This window comes from Trichocoleus desertorum AS-A10, assembly GCF_039962155.1.
Taxonomy (GTDB): domain Bacteria; phylum Cyanobacteriota; class Cyanobacteriia; order FACHB-46; family FACHB-46; genus Trichocoleus.
Map to the genome: position 1 here is coordinate 20,579 of NZ_JAMPKN010000032.1, position 18,235 is coordinate 38,813.

The 18,235-nt window shown below is 48.0% G+C and carries 8 protein-coding genes; 2 read left to right on the plus strand and 6 right to left on the minus strand.

Annotation, left to right across the window (positions count from 1 at the left end; translation table 11 throughout):
• Positions 1-113 precede the first annotated feature (113 nt).
• From NDA01_RS24560 to NDA01_RS24570, 3 genes are read right to left on the minus strand one after another with little or no spacing between them, the layout of a single operon-like run.
• Positions 114-3,413 carry a PAS domain S-box protein gene (locus NDA01_RS24560; protein ID WP_190379538.1) on the minus strand — a complete coding sequence of 1,100 codons (3,300 nt, stop codon included), beginning with the start codon at positions 3,411-3,413 and terminating at the stop codon, positions 114-116.
• A 41-nt stretch (positions 3,414-3,454) separates the two neighbouring features.
• Positions 3,455-7,315 carry an ATP-binding protein gene (locus tag NDA01_RS24565; protein ID WP_190379539.1) on the minus strand — a complete coding sequence of 1,287 codons (3,861 nt, stop codon included), beginning with the start codon at positions 7,313-7,315 and terminating at the stop codon, positions 3,455-3,457.
• Entirely contained in the window at positions 7,312-7,524 is a 213-nt protein-coding gene (locus tag NDA01_RS24570; RefSeq protein ID WP_431193511.1) for a helix-turn-helix domain-containing protein, read from the minus strand. Before NDA01_RS24570 ends, NDA01_RS24565 begins: the two co-directional genes overlap by 4 nt.
• Before the next feature lie 573 nt (positions 7,525-8,097).
• On the opposite strand from NDA01_RS24570, the gene NDA01_RS24575 reads away from it, so the two are divergent.
• Positions 8,098-8,580 carry a Uma2 family endonuclease gene (locus NDA01_RS24575; RefSeq protein WP_347273280.1) on the plus strand — a complete coding sequence of 161 codons (483 nt, stop codon included), beginning with the start codon at positions 8,098-8,100 and terminating at the stop codon, positions 8,578-8,580.
• Between the two features lie 836 nt (positions 8,581-9,416).
• Positions 9,417-12,560 carry a hypothetical protein gene (locus tag NDA01_RS24580; protein WP_190379541.1) on the plus strand — a complete coding sequence of 1,048 codons (3,144 nt, stop codon included), beginning with the start codon at positions 9,417-9,419 and terminating at the stop codon, positions 12,558-12,560.
• 254 nt (positions 12,561-12,814) lie between these two features.
• On the opposite strand, the gene NDA01_RS24585 is transcribed toward NDA01_RS24580, so the two are convergent.
• The 3 genes from NDA01_RS24585 to NDA01_RS24595 all read right to left on the minus strand — a co-directional run.
• Positions 12,815-14,944 carry a hypothetical protein gene (locus NDA01_RS24585; protein ID WP_190379542.1) on the minus strand — a complete coding sequence of 710 codons (2,130 nt, stop codon included), beginning with the start codon at positions 14,942-14,944 and terminating at the stop codon, positions 12,815-12,817.
• Positions 14,945-16,292: 1,348 nt separating this feature from the next.
• Positions 16,293-17,159, minus strand: coding sequence for a transposase (locus tag NDA01_RS24590; protein WP_190379546.1), 867 nt, complete (start codon positions 17,157-17,159; stop codon positions 16,293-16,295).
• Between the two features lie 340 nt (positions 17,160-17,499).
• Positions 17,500-18,235, minus strand: a 736-nt coding sequence (locus tag NDA01_RS24595; RefSeq protein WP_190379543.1) for a sensor histidine kinase, incomplete at its 5' end; no start/stop codon positions are given.

Consider the following 18,235-nt stretch of genomic DNA (forward strand, 5'->3'; position numbering starts at 1 on the left):
GAATAGATCGACCATCTCCGCCTTGCTGGAATTGCTCTGCTAGAAGCCAGAGGATTAATTGAGCTATCCCTACAAAAGCCATATCTATGGGTGATCCAGGAAGGTAAATTCAATCAAGTCGTTCCCTTGGTGGAGTGGCACAAAGCGCTAATCGCCTTCATGATTTCCTCTGGGTCAATCGGTTTGGAGAAATGTCTTTGGAACCCGGCTGCGATCGCTTGCTGTTTATCTACCTCGCCGGCATAAGCCGTAAGGGCGATCGCCGGAATTTGTTTACCCTCCAGTCGGGCGTGAATTTGCCTCATCAGCATGTAGCCATCCATCTCTGGCATCCCAATATCACTGACAATGAGATCTGGGGACACTTTTGGTAACGCTTGCAGAGCTTCTATTCCAGAGGAAACGGTGGTGACGATCGCGCCTGCTTGTTCTAGCACGAACGCCACAAACTCTCGGGAATCGGCTTCATCATCCACAACTAAGATGCAGATGCCGCTTAAATCTTCGGTTGAATTAGGGGGCGGCTTGAGCGCGGGTAACACATTCAATTGAGGTGCCAGCGGAAGTTGCACAGTAAACGTTGCTCCCTTCCCTTCACCGAGGCTACCAACTGCAACCGTTCCGCCATGCAGTTCGACAATTTGCCGCACGATTGCCAGTCCTAATCCCAGCCCGCCAAACTTGCGGGTAGTGGCTCCATCTTCTTGCCGGAAATGCTCAAAGACATAGGGTAGAAAATCGGGCTTGATGCCCTTTCCAGTATCAGTGACTTGAATGTGAGCCTGACTGCCGGTCGAACTTAACGCCACCGTAACATGTCCGTTTGCGGGTGTAAATTTAATGGCGTTAGACAACAGATTCCACACCACCTGCTGCAACCGCCCAGCATCTCCGAGCACAATAGCAGTACTGAGTGAGAGGGTTGTTTGAATTTGAATGGCTTTCGCTTCTGCCGCTAATCGAACTGTTTCGAGCGCTTCTGAAATAATGCTACTCAAATCAACGGGCGTTGTGGTTAAGCTAAGTTTGCCACGTAGGATGCGCGAGATGTCGAGCAGGTCATCAATTAGTTGCACTTGTAGCTGGGCATTGCGCTCGATCGTCGCCAGTGCCGCTGTCGTTTTTGCCACATCCAGTTTTCCCTGCTGCAATAACCTTGACCAGCCCAGAATTGGATTGAGTGGCGATCTCAACTCGTGAGACAGCACGGCTAAAAACTCATCTTTGATCTGGTTGGCTTGTTCTGCTGCTTCTCGTGCCGCTTGTTCTCGTTGCAGCAGTTGCTCTCGTTCTGCCTCAGCCCGTTTTATGGGAGTGATGTTGAGGACAGTGCCGATGAAGCGGATCGTGATTCCAGCTGAGTTAGAGAATGCCTTTCCCTTCGCGGCAATCCACCGCTCTATGCCATCTTCAATGCCGATGGTGCGGTACTCAATATCATACTCACCATCACTATCAGGATTGAGAGCATGCTGCACCATTTGATCGATGCGATCTCGGTCTTCGGGATGTAACCCTGCTAGAAAGACATCGTAGTTAATTTCTGCTTCCGGTGATAGCCCAAACATGGCTTTGCAATGCTGATCCCATTGCAGCAGGCCAGTGATGGGATTGAAGTCCCAGGTGCCTAGCTTGGCTGACTCAAGCGCCAGTCGTAAGCGGTTTTCACTTTCGCGCAGGGCAGCCTCTACCTGCTTGCGATCAGTGATGTTGCGGCTGACGGTGGCTAACCCGATTGGCTGGGTGTTCTCACCTCTAATATAAAAGACGTTGTAGATCATCCACACCGGTGCGCCCGTCTTAAAATGACGGAACCGAATTTCTACCTCCGCCTGTCCCTCCTGCAACACACGGGGAAGAAACTCATTAATAATGAAGTCTTGATCTTCAGGAAAAAAGAAATCTCCAACTGAGGTTTCAATGTATTGCTGCACATCATCCAGCCCTACCAGGTGCTGACCAGCCGAATTGATATAAAACGGGACAAAGTTCAGATCGCACATGCCGATAAACTCCCCACTGTTATCGGCTAGGGAAACAAACTTTTGAATCTCAAGCTCTGCCTGTTTGCGATCGGTAATATCCACAGCAGCGCCATAAACAATCTGCTCCTCAGGATACGGACGAGCCCTCCAAAGCAACCAGCGGTAAGAGCCATCTTTGTGCCGATAGCGATTCTCAAAGGCCAAGGTTTCATTGCCAGAGAACAGGCTGTCAGTTTCTGACACAGATGGGTTGATGTCATCTGGATGAACAAAGGCTGTCCAGGGGCGGGAGGTCATTTCCTCGACAGTCCAGCCGAGTAATCGTTCAAACGTTGGGCTGACCCACTGAAAGTATCCGTCTGTTCTTGTCATTACTTGCAGATCCGATGTCACGGCAAAGAAGCGCTCTCGCTCCTGCTCAACTTGCTGTCGCTCTAGTTCAGTGGCAATTCGTACAGCAAAAATGGTGAGCAAGGATTGGGTAAGTTGAAGATTCTCCAGAGGCTTGCCGTCCATCACACTCAGTAGTCCTAACGGTTTACCTGTTGAATCAAAAAACGGAATGGCGGCGTAGCTTTCAATGCTAAACAACGCCAAGAAATGATCTTCGGGAAATAAAGCCTGGATTCCTTGTGGGTAGTAACACAGCTTCTGCTGCCGAATTGCTTCTAAGCAAGGCGTACCCTGCAACTCATATTCCACGTTATCTATGATTTGACCCTGAGCACAAAAGGCAATTGTTTCTAACGCCTCTGGGTACTCGTTTGCCAACAAACTGATACAGGCGTAACTTGTCCCTAACGCTTTGGTCAGATGTTGCACCAAGGCGGGAAAAAACGCTTTGCCCGTAACAGCGGAAACACCTTGCGTGACCTCCAACAGCACAGCATCGACTTGAGCGACTCGATGAGCTGCTAATCTCAACTCCAACTCATCCACTACCATTGCAGCTAAATCAACCAGGGTTTCTTGCTGTTCTATGGACAATGGAGGGCGAGGCTGATTGTCGAGCAGACACAGGGTTCCTAAATTGAAGCCGTCATGACTAAGCAAGGGCGCACCTGCATAGAAGCGCACCCCCGGTTCAGCTTGCACAAAGGGATTGCAGACAAAGCGATCGTCGAGTCGGGCATCAGGAATAATCAGCGGCTCATCGGTTAACAGAGCAAAGCTGCAAAGCGTGGCATCACGCGGCACTTCGTCGGCACCAAAACCAACGCAGGATTTAAACCAAGCTCTTGATTCATCCACCAGCGAAATAAGGGCAGTCGGAATATTAAATAACCGGGCTGCCAGTCTGGTAATGCGATCAAAGGCTGCTTCGGGAGGCGTATCGAGAATCTTGTAGCGATACAGTGCTGCTAATCGCTCAAGCTCATTCGCAGGGACAGGCGTAGTCAATGACTTTGGTGGCGGTGTCGCAGACATATTTTAACCAGAGCGTGAATCAGGAGCAGAGTTGGAACGAGTCATAAACAATATTGATTCGTATTTCTAATTAAGGCCGTGATGGTTGCAATCAAGGCAGATGGGTCGATCGGTTTTGCCAAATGCCGCTGAAAACCGGCCGCTAGAGCTTGCTGTTGATTTAGTTCCCCGGCATAGGCAGTGAGAGCGATTGCTGGGATCTGCCCGCCCTGTTCTGATGGCAAGGCTCGAATTTGCTGAATCAGCATGTAGCCATCCATTTCGGGCATACCAATGTCACTCAGGAGAACATCAAATCGAGAGTGTGTTAACGCTTGAAAGGCTTCACTTGCAGAAGCAACTGTAATGACGTTAGCCCCAGCCCGTTCTAGCAAAAATGCAACAAAATCACGGCTATCGGTGTCATCATCCACGACCAAAGCCCGGATACCTTCTAAACCGAGTGATGGCTCCATTGGTTGAATTGCAGAATCAATGCTTGATTGAGTGGACATCAGTGGCAGTTGAATGGTGAAGACTGCGCCCAACCCTTCACCCAAGCTATCGGCTTGAATCGTACCACCGTGCAACTCGACCAGATGACGCGAGATGGCTAGCCCTAAGCCCAATCCACCAAACTGGCGAGTTGTGGCACTATCCGCTTGACGAAAATAATCAAATACATGAGGTAGAAAATCAGCAGAAATTCCTTTTCCGGTATCGCTTACCGTGATTTGAGCTTGATGCTCAATTTGTTTTAATTGCACCATCACCTGACCACCTGTGGGTGTAAACTTAACCGCATTGGAAAGCAGATTCCACACAATCTGTTGCAGGCGAGTTGCATCACCCAAAATCATTCCAACCTCAGCCAAATTCGCTTTGATTTGAATTGATTTGACTTCTGCTGCCAGTCGCACGGTTTCGATCGCGGCATGAATAATCTGTGCCAAATTCACCGAACTCACATTCAGGTTGAGCTTACCTTGCAGAATTCGTGAGACATCGAGCAGGTCTTCAATCAGTTCCGATTGCAGTTTGGCATTGCGCTCAATAGTTGCTAGGGCTTGTTTTGTCCTCGCTTCACCTAAATTGCTAGTTTGCAGCAACCTTGACCATCCCAAAATTGGGTTCAGGGGCGATCGCAGTTCATGAGAAAGCACGGCGAGAAATTCGTCTTTAATTCGGTTTGCTTGCTCGGCTTGTTCTCGTGTTGCTTGCTCGCGGGTCAGAAGTTGTTCTCGTTCTGCTTCTACTTGTTTGCGATCGCTAATATCACTCACAAAAATTGTCACTCCCTCAGCAAAGGGATAAATCCGGTTCTCAAACCAGCGCCGAAAGGGAGGATAAAAAAGCTCAACTCGAACAAAAGTCTGTTCGTCAACGGCACGGCGAGCAGCCACTTCAAAGGGCGTATTGCTCACATCGGGAAACACCTCCCAGATGCAGTGCCCCAATAACTCCTCCTGGACCTTGCCCGTCACCGTCATCACTTGTTGATTGACAAAGGTATAGCGCCATTGGCGATCAAGCACAATAAATTGATCGTTAATACCTGCTAAAACGCTTTCCAATCGGACTCTGACGGCTTCGGCTTCAGCCCGTAGTGTATATTCTCGCTCGGCGGCTTCCTGCCGTAGCTGGGCAAGCTTTAGTGTGGCTTCCACCCGCGCCAACAGTTCTCGTGCTGAGAACGGTTTGGTTAAGTAATCATCGGCTCCTGCCGCTAGCCCTTCGACACGCGCCTCTTCCCCTGCCCGTGCCGATAATAGAATGATTGGAATCTGCTGTGTTTTAGGATCGCGGCGGAGTGTCTTTAACAACTCAAACCCATTCAGCCCCGGCATCATTACGTCTGTCAATACTAGGTTTGGTGGTGTATGACGAATTGCACTCAGAGCAGCCCTGCCGTCAGCAACGGCTTCTACCTCATACTGCTCGCTTAATAAGCGTTTGACGTAATTCCGCATATCGGCATTGTCATCAGCGAGGAGAATACGGGCAGCGGGGGGAGAAGGGGAGAGGGAGAGAAGGGGAGAGGGGGAGATAGTAAAATTTTCCGTGTCCCCGTATCTTTGTGTCCCTGTATCCTCTTCTGGTAGCCAACGGGCTGCCTCTTCAACAAATGAAATGGCACTGATTGCGCTCGAAGTAAACGTTTGAGGAGATTGAATGCGGTCTGGTGGTAAATGGGCAGTACCCAAGGGAATCGAGATCGTAAAGGTTGTCCCATGATTCACCTGGCTAATGACATTAATGGTTCCACCATGAAGTTTGACGAGTTCTTGCACTAACGCCAGTCCAATGCCAGATCCCTCATAGGTGCGCGATCTTGTGGCATCAACTCGATGAAAGCGTTCAAATAATCGAGGTAACTCCGCTTCAGGAATACCAACGCCGGTATCTGTAACACTGAATTGAACGCAATCATCGATCGCTTGTAATCGAATCGCGATACTTCCAATGAACGTAAACTTAAACGCATTGGAAATGAGATTGAGAACGATCTTCTCCCACATATCGTGATCAATGTACACGGGTTGCGATAGCGGCTGGCAATCAATCAGGAGATCCATGCCAGCCCGCTCAATTAGAGATCGAAACACACTGGCAAGTTCAGCCGTATAGCTTGCGAGATCAGTAGGCTCATAGGATGCTTGTACCCGTCCCGCTTCAATACGGGAAAAATCTAGCAGCGTATTAACAAGTTTTTGTAGGCGCAACCCGTTTCGCTGAATGAGCTGTAACTGTTCGCATTGATCAGGCTGCAACTGCCCATGCAGCGAGTTTGAGAGTTCTTCCAGCGGACTCAGCATCAACGTCAACGGGGTGCGAAATTCATGCGAGACATTGCTGAAAAATAGCGTCTTAGCGCGATCAAGTTCTGCCAGGGTTTCGGCTCGTTTGCGCTCTTCTTCATAGGTGCGGGCATTAGCGATCGCGGTTACAACATTACTAGCAACCAGATCAAAAAAGCCTCGATACTCATCATCAAACTCTAGTCGGGGGCTCATTCCAATCACTAATAACCCAGCTAAAAGCTGCTTTTGACCCGCTTGAGCGACGGGGAGGACGATCGCCGAATGTGTATGGTCATCCCAAGCTCCACCGGACAGTTGCCCAAATCGGGTTGTGAGGTCACCAACTACTGCACTGTTTCCAGTTTCTCTGACTTGTGCAAGCTGCCAGCAATCTCCTGCTTGAGTTAAATCAACTTGCTCTGGACTGGCAGAGGTACCCCTATCCACCCTGACCGTTTCAATCAAACGAGCTTGTTTTCCATCCTGTTCGACCAGATACAGCAGGGCAAAGGGAATATCATAAGGATTGTTGGCAAGCGTGGCACAGGCAATCTGACACGTTTCCTCAACTGACTTGGCTTCTACAGTACTTGCGGTAAGTTCTCGCAGCGTACTAAGCCGCCGCTCACCCACTACGCGTCGAGTGGTTTCAGTTACAGCCGTGAACGCACCTCCAACCTCTCCCGTTTCCAGGAAAATGGGGCTGTAGGAGTAGGTAAAATAGGCTTCCTCGGTATAGCCGTAGCGATCAACGAGGAGGAGCATATCATCAGACCAGGTTGCCTGTGCCGTTTCCAACACGCCATTGAGCTGCACACCAATCACGTCCCAAATTTCCGACCACATCTCTTGCCCCGGTCGCCCTAGAGCTTTTGGGTGTTTGGTGCCTAAAATGGGTCGCCAAGCATCGTTGTAGAGTAACACTAATTCCTTGCTCCACCAGATCACCATTGGGAAGCGGGAATTTAAGCAGATACTTACGGCTATTTTTAGGCTTGATGCCCAACCCGAAATAGGTCCTAATGGTGTTTGCGACCAGTCATACGATCGCATCAGCTCGCCCATCTCGCCACCACCTGCAAACATGGAATTAGCAGTCTTGCGCTGTGCCGAACCTGTCATTGCTGCGGTTTCCTAAAATATCGAATCAGTAGATCTTCGCCCCGTCTGCCCATTTGGTGTAGCAACAGTTCAATCTGCTTCAATGCGACTGGTAAAGGCTTAGTGCGTCCGTTTTCCCAACGATTCACACCTTGAAAAGAAACCCCTAGCGCTGCGGCAAATTTAGCTTGCGAGAGTCCAAGCCGCTGACGTGTCTCTCGTACCGGCATTGCAACCTCCGACTGTTCGGGCATGAACATAAAACACAACGATTAAACAAGGTTCATTAACCATACCGTGTGGTATGGCCTTCATTCTACTGTCGAAGAGCGTAGAAGCGTTGGTTAAACTTTGGTAATCCTTATAGACTCTGGTCTACAAGCTTTTCAGCCTTGGCAACCAAAAAATTCCAGTGCTATAAAAAGTCGAAAGCGCAACCTCAGTATTTCAACTTCTCTTTGGTTACCAAAACTACAAGTTTTGTAACGCTGTCTTCACTGGCAAACGCTTTTCTCGTTTTCTGGAATTTGAATACCGGTCGGGGTCTGAGCGCGACCTGATTAAAGTTCCGAGCCAAGTGTTTAGCTGTTGATTAGAGGCATTTTGCTACGCTGCCTAATGGATAAAGTCGAGCTAAGTGGCGCGTTTGCGCTTATTTTTCGGATGAAGAGATTGTCAAAATTCTTGAGAAACAGGCGGCAGAAGAGAATCGCAGTCTGAGTAATTTAGCTGCAACGATTCTGATGAAGGCAGCAAGGGAATACGAACAGAAGCAAGAATCCACGAAGTGAGGTGCGGCTGCCGTGACTGCAGTTATTCCAAAGCCATCAGAACAACCGACAGAGCAACGATTTGTCAAAACTGGGGTGAGTTGGGAAGACTTCAAAGCGATTCAGCGAGGCTTTGCGAATTCGCCTGGAGTCCGTTTGTTTTATTACCGCGGGGAGCTTGAGATCTTGGGCACGTCGCCAGAACACGAGATTGTCAAGGGGAATATTGGCTTTCTCGTTGAAGACTATATGTTGTCGGAAGGACTTGAATTCGTCGCCACTGGCTCTTTCTCCCAGAAGTGTGAAGATGAAGCTGCTGCACAAGCAGATGAGTCTTACTGTTTTGACGCTCAGAAGCCGATTCCAGATTTAGCGATCAAGGTTGTAATCACCAGTGGCGGACCGAGCAAGCTAAAACGCTACAAGGCTTTGGGCGTGAAGGAAGTTTGGTTTTGGGAAGATGGTGTGATTGAGATTCATTATTTGGAGGGTGACAGCTATCAGCGCCTCAATTGAAGTCGATTTCTCCCCAACACTGAATACTGAGCATCTAGCATTGGGCGCTGCGGTCGCCCCTGGCGCAGCGAAGCTGACCGCGTCTCGTCCTGAATCGGTGCGACAGTTTAGAGCTAAGAAGTAGCGAGAAACTAATCATTCTTGTCAGTCGGTCACTATTGCCTAAATGATTGCTTAATGCGTCAGATGCGCTAAATCAGGACTTCTCCATATATCCTGATAGCAGTTGAAAAAAATCGCCATGAATCGATCATCGATCAGAGAAAATGACCTGGTACACTTAGACTCACTTCAGTGTGAGAGATCGTTCATGGCGCACCGAGTGTTCACTCTTGTAAATCGTGAGGTTCAACCGATGTTCTAGACCCCTAGAAGCCAAAAACCCCCAATGCTGCAAACAGAGGAGGCTTTGAAAGCTTGATATTTACTTTTAATTAACGGGAGGCGGGGACGCTAACTTGAATGCTTTGGACGGCGTGATAGTTAGAGTCACCTGTGATGCCACGTGCCATGCTTTTTATTATGCCTCATTTGTCGCACATGGCAAGAGGTTTTGCTGTGCATTTTTAGCGCAGATCTAGGCATGGTTCTCTCCCTTCGCTTCATTTCAAGGCAGAGAGCGATGGAAATTCGATGTCAATGATCATTTGACGGACTCAACCAAATTATTTCCTGCTCTCTGTCTCTGCTCCTTATTCAGACAGAGAACCATGCTAATTTCCGACGCTTCATCTGCTCGCCACTGCAGATTCTCCTCGACGAAACGCGGCAATCACTGCGAGATTTGCAGTGATATCAGCGGTAAATGCCGCCAAATTAACAATTTGCATCTCTGCATGAATCTCACTGATGCCGTGGATACGCCCTCCGGCTTCAAGTTCATCGGTCTGACAAAAGACCGACTTTGGGGCAAATTCGTGATCGATGACGGACGCGCTGCTAGAAAGCAGAACAGTGTAGATCGATCTCGTCAGCGCTCCCAATCTCGAACCGAATCACAGGCACAATTTCGCCCACCTGCGCTGAGTGCCGACGTGCGCGACCAGGCTTATCGCCAACTACTAGATGCTTTAACACTGCACCCCGACGATCGCGCCGATCTGCACTGCCGAGGACTAACCGACGCTCAAATTGAAACTTGGGGCGTAAAATCCGTCGAACAGTGGCAAGCGCTCACTTCTCCCCTACCTGTAACCCTGCCTGGAGTTAATCCCGATGGCTTCCATCTCAATTGCCAGCCCGGATATCTCTGTCCGATTCGCAACGTTCATGGGCAGCTCGTCGGTTTCCAGCTTCGGCTGCGTCACATTGATGCAGGTGGACGCTATCGATGGTTTACCAGCGCCACGAAGAAAACTCCGAATGGAGCCACACCGCACCTATCGAACGGAGAACTCCCGATCGCCGTTCATCGCCCAACCCAAATTACAAGAAGCGAGATCGGGCTGGTAGAGGGCGTTGGGGCAAAACCCTTCATTACCGCTCAACGCCGGGAACAAATCATGATCGGAGCCGCAGGCGGACAGTTTGCCAGCAGCCCCGAAACCTTAAAAATCACGATCGACACCTTAGCTGCGGAACTGGGAACGAAAACGATCGAGTTCTACCCGGATGCGGGAGCGGTTCGCAACGCTCATGTCATGCGACAGTACCGCGCGACCTGGAAATTGCTGAAGAAATGGAGCTACTCGGTTCAAGTTGCCTGGTGGGGACAAGAAGCTAAGACAGATTCCGACATCGATGAACTTGATGATTTCCATGCAATTCGGTGGCTTTCGATCGCCCAAATCGAAGCGATCGCACACCCTCGATTTGATTGGTTAGAGCGCATTCAGCGAACGTTGAAGAAAACGCTGCACCCGCGAGAATCAGCCGCCGCATTGAGATCTGTCGTTGAGTGTGAGCAATCCGAGTATTTACCAGGACAACGCCTCGCAGTTTGGCAAACTGCGATCGCTCAAGGCTATCGATTCATTCTTGATACTTCTCCTCCTGGCTCTGGTAAGTCCTACGATTCAGGACACGTTGAACCAGAATTGTTTCAAGCGAAGCAGGTCATTTACGCTTCTGACCAACATCGCAATCCCACGGTGACGACTTTAGAGCAAGAAAATGGCTGGATCGATCTGGAAGCGCGGCATGGCGGACTGATGCGAGAAACGACCCCAGGCGGGAGGGTACGACTGAAGCGAGTCAGCCGAAACGAAACGCCAAATCTTCCCGCAAACTGTAGTCGCCAGCAACTTTTAACCGCACTGCGCCAGAAGTATGTCAAAGGTTCCGATACGGCTTCGCTGATTTGCAGCACTTGTCCACTGAGAGAGGCCTGCACTCATGCAGAAGGTCCGGGGTATGGTTTTCTCAATCAACGCCGATCTGCGTTGTCTTCTCCAAAATTGCGTGCCCACCTGGATAGTCTTCCAGACCCGATCGATTACCCCTTAACCGAGACAGTCCTTCTAATTGATGAGCCAGGACAGAATTTCCGCGTCAAGCAGGAGATTTTAGTGACGCTGAACGATTTAGAACAAACGATTCTCAGACTCGCAGAGTTTCCGGAATTATTTGAGCAGCTCCAGCCGCTTTTAGTGGCGCTGATCCCGCTGCTTGACGGTTCAACCAAGCTGAGTCGATTCGGGATCGCTCACTCAGAATTAATGAGCCAGCTTCCTCGATTAACGATCAATGTGGAGCAAGTGAGCCGAGTCTTGCACCCGGATCTCAGCTTTCTCAATACAACCGCTCAGCATGGCGTGGATCTTGCCGACCTGCCTCGACAACTGCGCAGGCAATTCTCAGAGCGCGATCCCGATTTAGCCGAGCAAGCCGAGAAACGAGTCATCAAACAGTGGTTGCCCGATTTGCTTCAAATTCTGGATGGGACACACTCCGGCAGTTCAACCCGGCTTGGCTACGACGGCTTGACCCTGACTCTACCGGATTTACGACATCGAAATCTTGTTAAAGCAACTAAAGCCACCATCTTCCTGGATGGAACACTGCACCCCCAAGATTTAGCCCTAAAACTCGGATGCTCAATTGATGAAATCTTTGTGTGTCAGCAACGGGTGGAAAAATCGCAGAATCTTACCTTGATTCAGGTGACCGATGTGGGACGGCTGGGAATGCAGCGCGGTGCTGAGCAACAGCGCCGTGTGAATGAAATCATTGCTCACTATCAGCAGCAAGATCAATCGACGAAAGTGATTGATTTTAAGAAATTTGCAACCCAGGGAGCCGGCTGCTGGTGGCGTGACAGTCGCGGTGTCAATGATTTTGAGCAGACCACGCGATTAATTTTAATTGGGACTCCTTGTCGCAATCTAGCAGACTTACAGGCGGAATACGCAATTTGCACCGGCACGCAGCCCCAAGACGATGATCCCCAATTTCATGCCCTTGTCGATCGCTCGATTCTGTCTGAATTTCACCAAGCGATCGGACGGCTGCGATCGCACCGCCGCCTCGAAACCTCGCTAGAAATCATCATTCTTTCCGACTTTGAACTCGATTGCCCGATCCAGAAGCTGAAAGCTTCAGAGATCACGCTCAATGCCAGTACCAAAAGAGAGCGATTCGAGATTGCCGTTCGCTCTGCGGTGGATCAACTGAAAGCCACAGGCAGCAAAATCACGCAGCGGGCGATCTCAGCCCTCATTCCCTACAGTCAGCAGTATCTTTCGCAACACTGGAAATTACTACAAACGCTATTAGAAGGCTCTAATAGCAAAACTAGTCAAACAGATGATTCCGATACAGATGACATCGCCGCTTTACTTGCTCCGGTATTAGAGACAGCCATCTCAGAGTGTGAAACGTCAGCACAAGTGTTAGAAACGGTAGCTGAGACCTTTTACCACTGGGTTGAGCCTATCCAATGGCTGGATGTCTGGGCGTGTCTTAGCGGCACCATACAGACCAAAATATTTGCCGCCCTAACGCTGACGTTGCCTGTGGCGCAAATTGAATCTTTGCTTTAGAAAACAGTGCGAGAAGAACGTTGAGCGGAGTTGAAGAATGCAGAATGGCGCATCATCGATTGTTATAAAAAATATCTCTGATACTGAGTGACTGTGCTACATGTCACTCTTAATATTGGTACGAAGCGAGAGCAAATTTTAATCCTCGTTTCTAATAAAAATACATGTAGAAATGAGGCTCAAAAGCGTTAAAAATAAGGCTTCTTAACTCTAGCTATTTTCTCTGAAACTTGATATCTCAGAATGATTTTCTATTAAGGGATCAAACCTAGTTGCTGTTTTTGTTCTGGTGTCAGGATCGCTAAGATGGCAGGATGAATTTGAGGAGAGGTAGATAATTCCGTGTATTCCAAATTTGCGTTTGGTTCTAGATAAGTTTTGATCACAGTTTCCATAGCCTGCTCGATCGGACGGTTTTTCTGTGCTGGACAGCGGCGGTCATAAATCTCACGTAGCGTTTTTACAGAGTGACCCATTGCATAGGCTAGAGAATGAATCTGCTGCTCGTGACTTTGCCCTGGCTCTGGTGGTTGATCTAGAAACCAAGTTGCATAAATGTCCCGAAGTAAATGAGCATTCATACGTTGTCCAGTAAATCGGTTAGCCCAGTTTGGGATAAGGTTTCCAAAACTACCATCTTGCCCTGGGTCTCGAAAATAGGTTCCTTCTTTTTTACAGAAAACGTAATTATGTTCTGGATTTAATAGCATTCTCAGGGGATACAATTTCCAGTTTTCATTCGGGCTTTCGTAGATTTCGCCTCCACTTTTCCAATTACCTGGTTTATCCCGATAATATCCATATAGCCATGCTTCTAAGTAGTCGTAAAAGCACTTGCCGTCGCTAAACCGTGGGTTTGGAACTTCTAGTACCTGATGCTTATAGGTAGCTCCGGTTTTGTAGCTTTCAGGTGTCATATCTAGAAACCAAAGTCCTGAACGGACTAAAAATTCACCTGATTGAGGATCGACTGGATTATGAGCATTAATTTTTTCACATGTATACCACAAACCACTTTTAGGATTTTTGTAAACAACGTCTTTGTAAAGATATCCATGCCACTTCTCTGTACTGCTTCTACGTTCTTCTTCTCCTAGAACAGGATGAATAAATTCCCCATGCTTGAGATGTCTAGGAGTATCAAGAGAACAACTAGAAACAAATTTCAACCCACAAAATTCTCCAATTCTTCGAGGTGGACGGAATGTCAGCAACCCATAAATGACAAAATCCCTGAATGTTGTAGCAATGATAGTAGGAGAACGCAATCTGCCATTTAAGCTACGGCATTCACATCGTAGTCTCAAAGGGTGAACAACTTTGGATAGAACATCTGGAAGATCTAGCCACTTTTTCGACTCATTAGCCACTGGATTTTGTTCATCAGCTTCTTCTTGAAGTTGATTCATGTGACTTCGTAATTTTCGCAGTATTGAGATATCTCGGTATCCTCTATCATTCGTTCTTGTTCTATACTGGAACTTAGTCAGAGGAACAAGCCTTCCTAACCTATTTAATATAGAACGGCTTACATTGTTGCGTTTTCTCAAGAACTGTTTGAATTCGCATAACCAAGTATCGAAATAGTGTGTCAGCTGAGTTGCTTCATCGCTCTCCTTCACGACCTTCATTCGATCTTTCCCAACTAAATATTCCATTCCTGGAGTATTCATCTCAATTGGAATTAGAAGGCTGAGGCTTAAATATTCTTCTGGTACACCCTGATAATAATGTGCCCAAGAAATCATGTATCCAATAACTTTTAATGTCTCTCTAATTGAGACAGGCTTCCAAGCTTTCTGTAAACGACCTGGATAATCAGTATCTGACAAGAAGCTTTTGAACTCCTTAACTTCCTCATGAAGCAGAGACGCTTCATATTCAAATCCAGGTTTAAACTTCCGATCGATCCTACGTCTTTTATTAGTAACCTTTTTACTACTTATCTTTCCATTGCCATGGTAGGCTTTGGGGGCTCGCTTTAAATTTGCTTCAGCTTGGTATACTTTGTCTGACAACTCTGGTTCATAAGGGGGTTTCGGCTCATTAAGCCATCCGTGGCTCTCTGCCCAATCGATGAACGCTTTGAGCCTAGACCGATATGCGTATACTTGCCTATTAAGGCTCTTAAAAACTGCACTTTGGGCGTCTAAAGCACTTTTAAGTTTTAGGATAGGGAGCTGCGCAAGCGTATGCTGTGCAAGATCCATCTCTTCCCGAGTCACTTTATTGCCTTCAGGAGCCGGGTACCCCCATCCAGGCAGCGTGTAGCGGATAAGGGCAGTTGTCGTTTGGCTACAAACTGCTTTGCTAGATTGAGGATTGACACCTAAAAGGTAAGAATAATAAGCATCTAAAGCATCAGCTATTGTTTTCTGACTCATAGCAAAAGGGGTTCCCTCGGGAAGGGGTACTTTAAGCGATACAGACTTGACTACAATTAACTAAAAGGGGTAACTAAAGACAAGACATTTCAACTAGAGTATATTTGTATTGAATAGATTATAAGACAAACAGAACGTTTCACCTGTGAAATGGTTGCCATTTCACATACAAAGATGTATTTAGGAGAAAATCTTATAGATGCTTTGCTGTAAGGGTTGTAGCCCTCAGATATACCAACTCTTATATATAAGATTTGTACATTTATAAGACAGTTGACTAGGAATTCGGGTAGTTCGGGCAGGGATAAATTCGGCATTTCCCGCCTCTTTTCAAACCTGTCTACTCTGTAAGCCGCCATACCCGGAGAGTCTTGCCTGCAATACAGGCTTTGTCCTATCTCGCAGTGCTAGCTAGTGCAGTCATCCAAATCAGTCTCAGTCTTGGCTGAATTGACAGAATTGCTGAGCATCGAAATCTCAACTTAACCTACCCTATTTCAGAGCAAATGAAACTGCCTCATGAAAAGTAATACATCGATCGCTTGAAAGGGAAAATGGGACTACAACTTATTATCAAGCTGTCATTCCTGCTCATAGTCTCGTTGAGAGGGTTCATTGTCCTAACTCTGGAAGCTTGTGGGCATACAAGGGAATTCAGGAGCGAAGGAATAATGACCCCAAACCCAACGTATCAAAGACGATCTCACTCCCTATCTTGAAAACTGAGAAAACCGTTTTCTTGTCCGTCAACTGTCACATGAGCAATGGACGAACGAAGTTGAGTTAGGAATTCTGCGCTCGGGCGCAATAGTTCTAAAACAAATATACCTATTGTATTGAGGATCGATCTCTTGCTTCAAATTACGGAGCTAAATAGAAACATTCATCTCGCCTAATTTCCTGATTTGAAATAATTAGGCGGACGAATTTCTGCATGGTTCCTAGCTTTAAGATCTTAAATAGTGCTAATTATTATTGAGCTGTTTAAACTTCTGGTGAGGGCCGTAGCTTTCACACTACTTATTAATATTTAAAGATTAAGGTGAGTACGCAGTAGATGAAATTACTGACGGTTTATACATTAGCAGGTCGTATAAAAATATTACTTGCTTGCTGCTATTCTCCGCGCCTGTGCCAAAAGCCGCTCTGTCTCTTCCAACTGGTTGCGGGTTTTGTTTGAAAGCTGCTGTGAAATCTTGAGCAACAAGGTCAGATTGAGCTATTCAAGCAACAGCACGATCATTTCTAGTCGTTTCTTTGCTGCTTTAGCTCATATTCCCGATTTCAAGGCAGGACAAGTCTGGGCCTGTGCCAGTGAGACCTCAAAAAACATGAATCACGAAAGGAATTAGCCCTGGCAGAAATGTCGGAGATTGATCAGGCTGTAAGCCAAGGTTTTCAAGGCGTAGTGCAACTGACTGATTCGCTCGAAGCGCAGTAATAAGCGCCGAAACTTGTCTTCCCAAGCGAAGACGCGCTCGGTAGTGCGAAACCGTTCCTGAAAGAGTGCTGGGTTGAAGATCGGCTTACGTCTGGGCTTCGAGGTCTTTCTCCCACGCAGATTTTCAGGAATATTCGGCACCATGCCTCGGTTGAAAATCGCTTTGCGATTCGCCCGACTATCGTAGACCCCATCGAGCGAGACGATCGTCTCGCTGAGGTCGAGTCCGACGTGATGAGCAATGCGGGTGACTTGCGGCAGGGCTGCTTTCAACAGCGGCGACTCATTGCGATTGCCAGGAGCTGAAACAAACGGGGCAACCACATTGCAGTTGCGGTCACAGAAAGCCACAACCTTATCGCCTTTCAAATGCTTGTGTCCGCTGAATCCGAGGTGATCGCCGCCTTTCCTTGCTGCGGTGGTTGTTCCGTCGCCGTGGAGCACGCTGATAACCAGCAACGCTTGCTGGTGGAGGAGTCCTACCGTCCCCGCAAAAATCGCAGCAAAGCAGCCCTGGGCTTCAAACCGCCGAAAGGTGCGGTAGATTCTGGTGTAGTGGATTTCTGGTTGCCCATCTTTGTCCTTTTCGATAGGCAATTCTTTCCACTGACAGCCGAGGTACAATAGTTTCAAAATGTAGTTGAAGACTGCGTGTAAAGAGAGCTTTGGCTGAGGTCCACGACGACCGAGGTGCAGGTGGGGCAAGACAAATTCTTCAAACTGTTCTACGGTCAAATGTGTAGGAATCCATTGCCACTGTTGTATTTGGGGCATTTTTACTCCTGCCGACGGTTCAACGAAAAAGACTGGAGCCATTTTAGTCAGAAACGATAGAAACTCAGACATACAGGAGCTTTCAGACAAATTCACTCAATTGGGAAAACCCGTAACCAGTTGTGAGTATTATTTGAGCGCCTGCTATTGAACGAAGATGACACAAGTCCGTCTGTCACTCGATAGTAACGACGCATCAAACGGATTTGATACCAGGTGCATCCTTGATTGACATATACTCATGTCCATTTGAGCAACGGATCGTCGCAATTTCTTGACCAAATAGAAGGGCTAATGGCTCAGTCTAAGTCAAGCGAAGTTCCCCGGGGAATGCCTCTTCTCAACCTGAAACCGTTCTTTGCAGTTGGCTGTTTACGGACTCATGCTGGGGGAGTTGAACAATAAAAGTGGTTCCGGCACCCACTTCACTCTCAACCGCAATTTGCCCACCCTGCAAGTCCACGCATCGTTTCACCATCGTCAGCCCCAATCCCGTGCCCGGAACCTTTCCCACGTTGCTCGCCCGCTGGAATGGTTCAAATAGATGCCGTTGCGCCTCCAGAGGAATACCAATTCCCGTGTCTCGAACTTGGAGGGTGACCTGTTGATCCGTGCAAACGAGATCTAAATAGACCGGGCTGCTCCCGAGGGAATACTTGATGGCGTTGGACAGGAGATTGGTGAGCGTGTGTCTCAGAAGCTTTTGATCGAGGTAAGCCCGCTCACAGCCTCCTTGATGATGGAATACGATGTGTTGGCGAGCACCTGCACTGAATTGGATTTCTTCCACCAAGCGCTGACAGAACTGCTCCACATCTAAAGGCGCAGGCTCGAACTTCAAACTGCCGCCTTCAACGCGACCAATCTCCAATAAATCGTTTAACAACTGGTCCATTCTGCGGACCGACTGTTGAATCATGTACAAAAACTCTCGGCGTCGCTCCTCGGGCAAATTGGACTCACGCTCCAGCATTTGAGCACATCCCAGGATCGAGGTCATCGGGTTGCGAATTTCATGCGCCGCCATCGACCAAAACCGGGATTTCAACTCGCTCAACTCCTTCTCTTTCTCTAAA

What these genes read in the sequence shown, in the direction of transcription:
- NDA01_RS24580 (WP_190379541.1), top strand. Translation starts at nt 9,417, where the DNA reads ATGAATCTCACTGATGCCGTGGATACGCCCTCCGGCTTCAAGTTCATC.
- NDA01_RS24565 (WP_190379539.1), bottom strand. Translation starts at nt 7,315, where the DNA reads ATGACAGGTTCGGCACAGCGCAAGACTGCTAATTCCATGTTTGCAGGT.
- NDA01_RS24570 (WP_431193511.1), bottom strand. Translation starts at nt 7,524, where the DNA reads ATGCCGGTACGAGAGACACGTCAGCGGCTTGGACTCTCGCAAGCTAAA.
- NDA01_RS24590 (WP_190379546.1), bottom strand. Translation starts at nt 17,159, where the DNA reads ATGCCCCAAATACAACAGTGGCAATGGATTCCTACACATTTGACCGTA.
- NDA01_RS24585 (WP_190379542.1), bottom strand. Translation starts at nt 14,944, where the DNA reads ATGAGTCAGAAAACAATAGCTGATGCTTTAGATGCTTATTATTCTTAC.
- NDA01_RS24560 (WP_190379538.1), bottom strand. Translation starts at nt 3,413, where the DNA reads ATGTCTGCGACACCGCCACCAAAGTCATTGACTACGCCTGTCCCTGCG.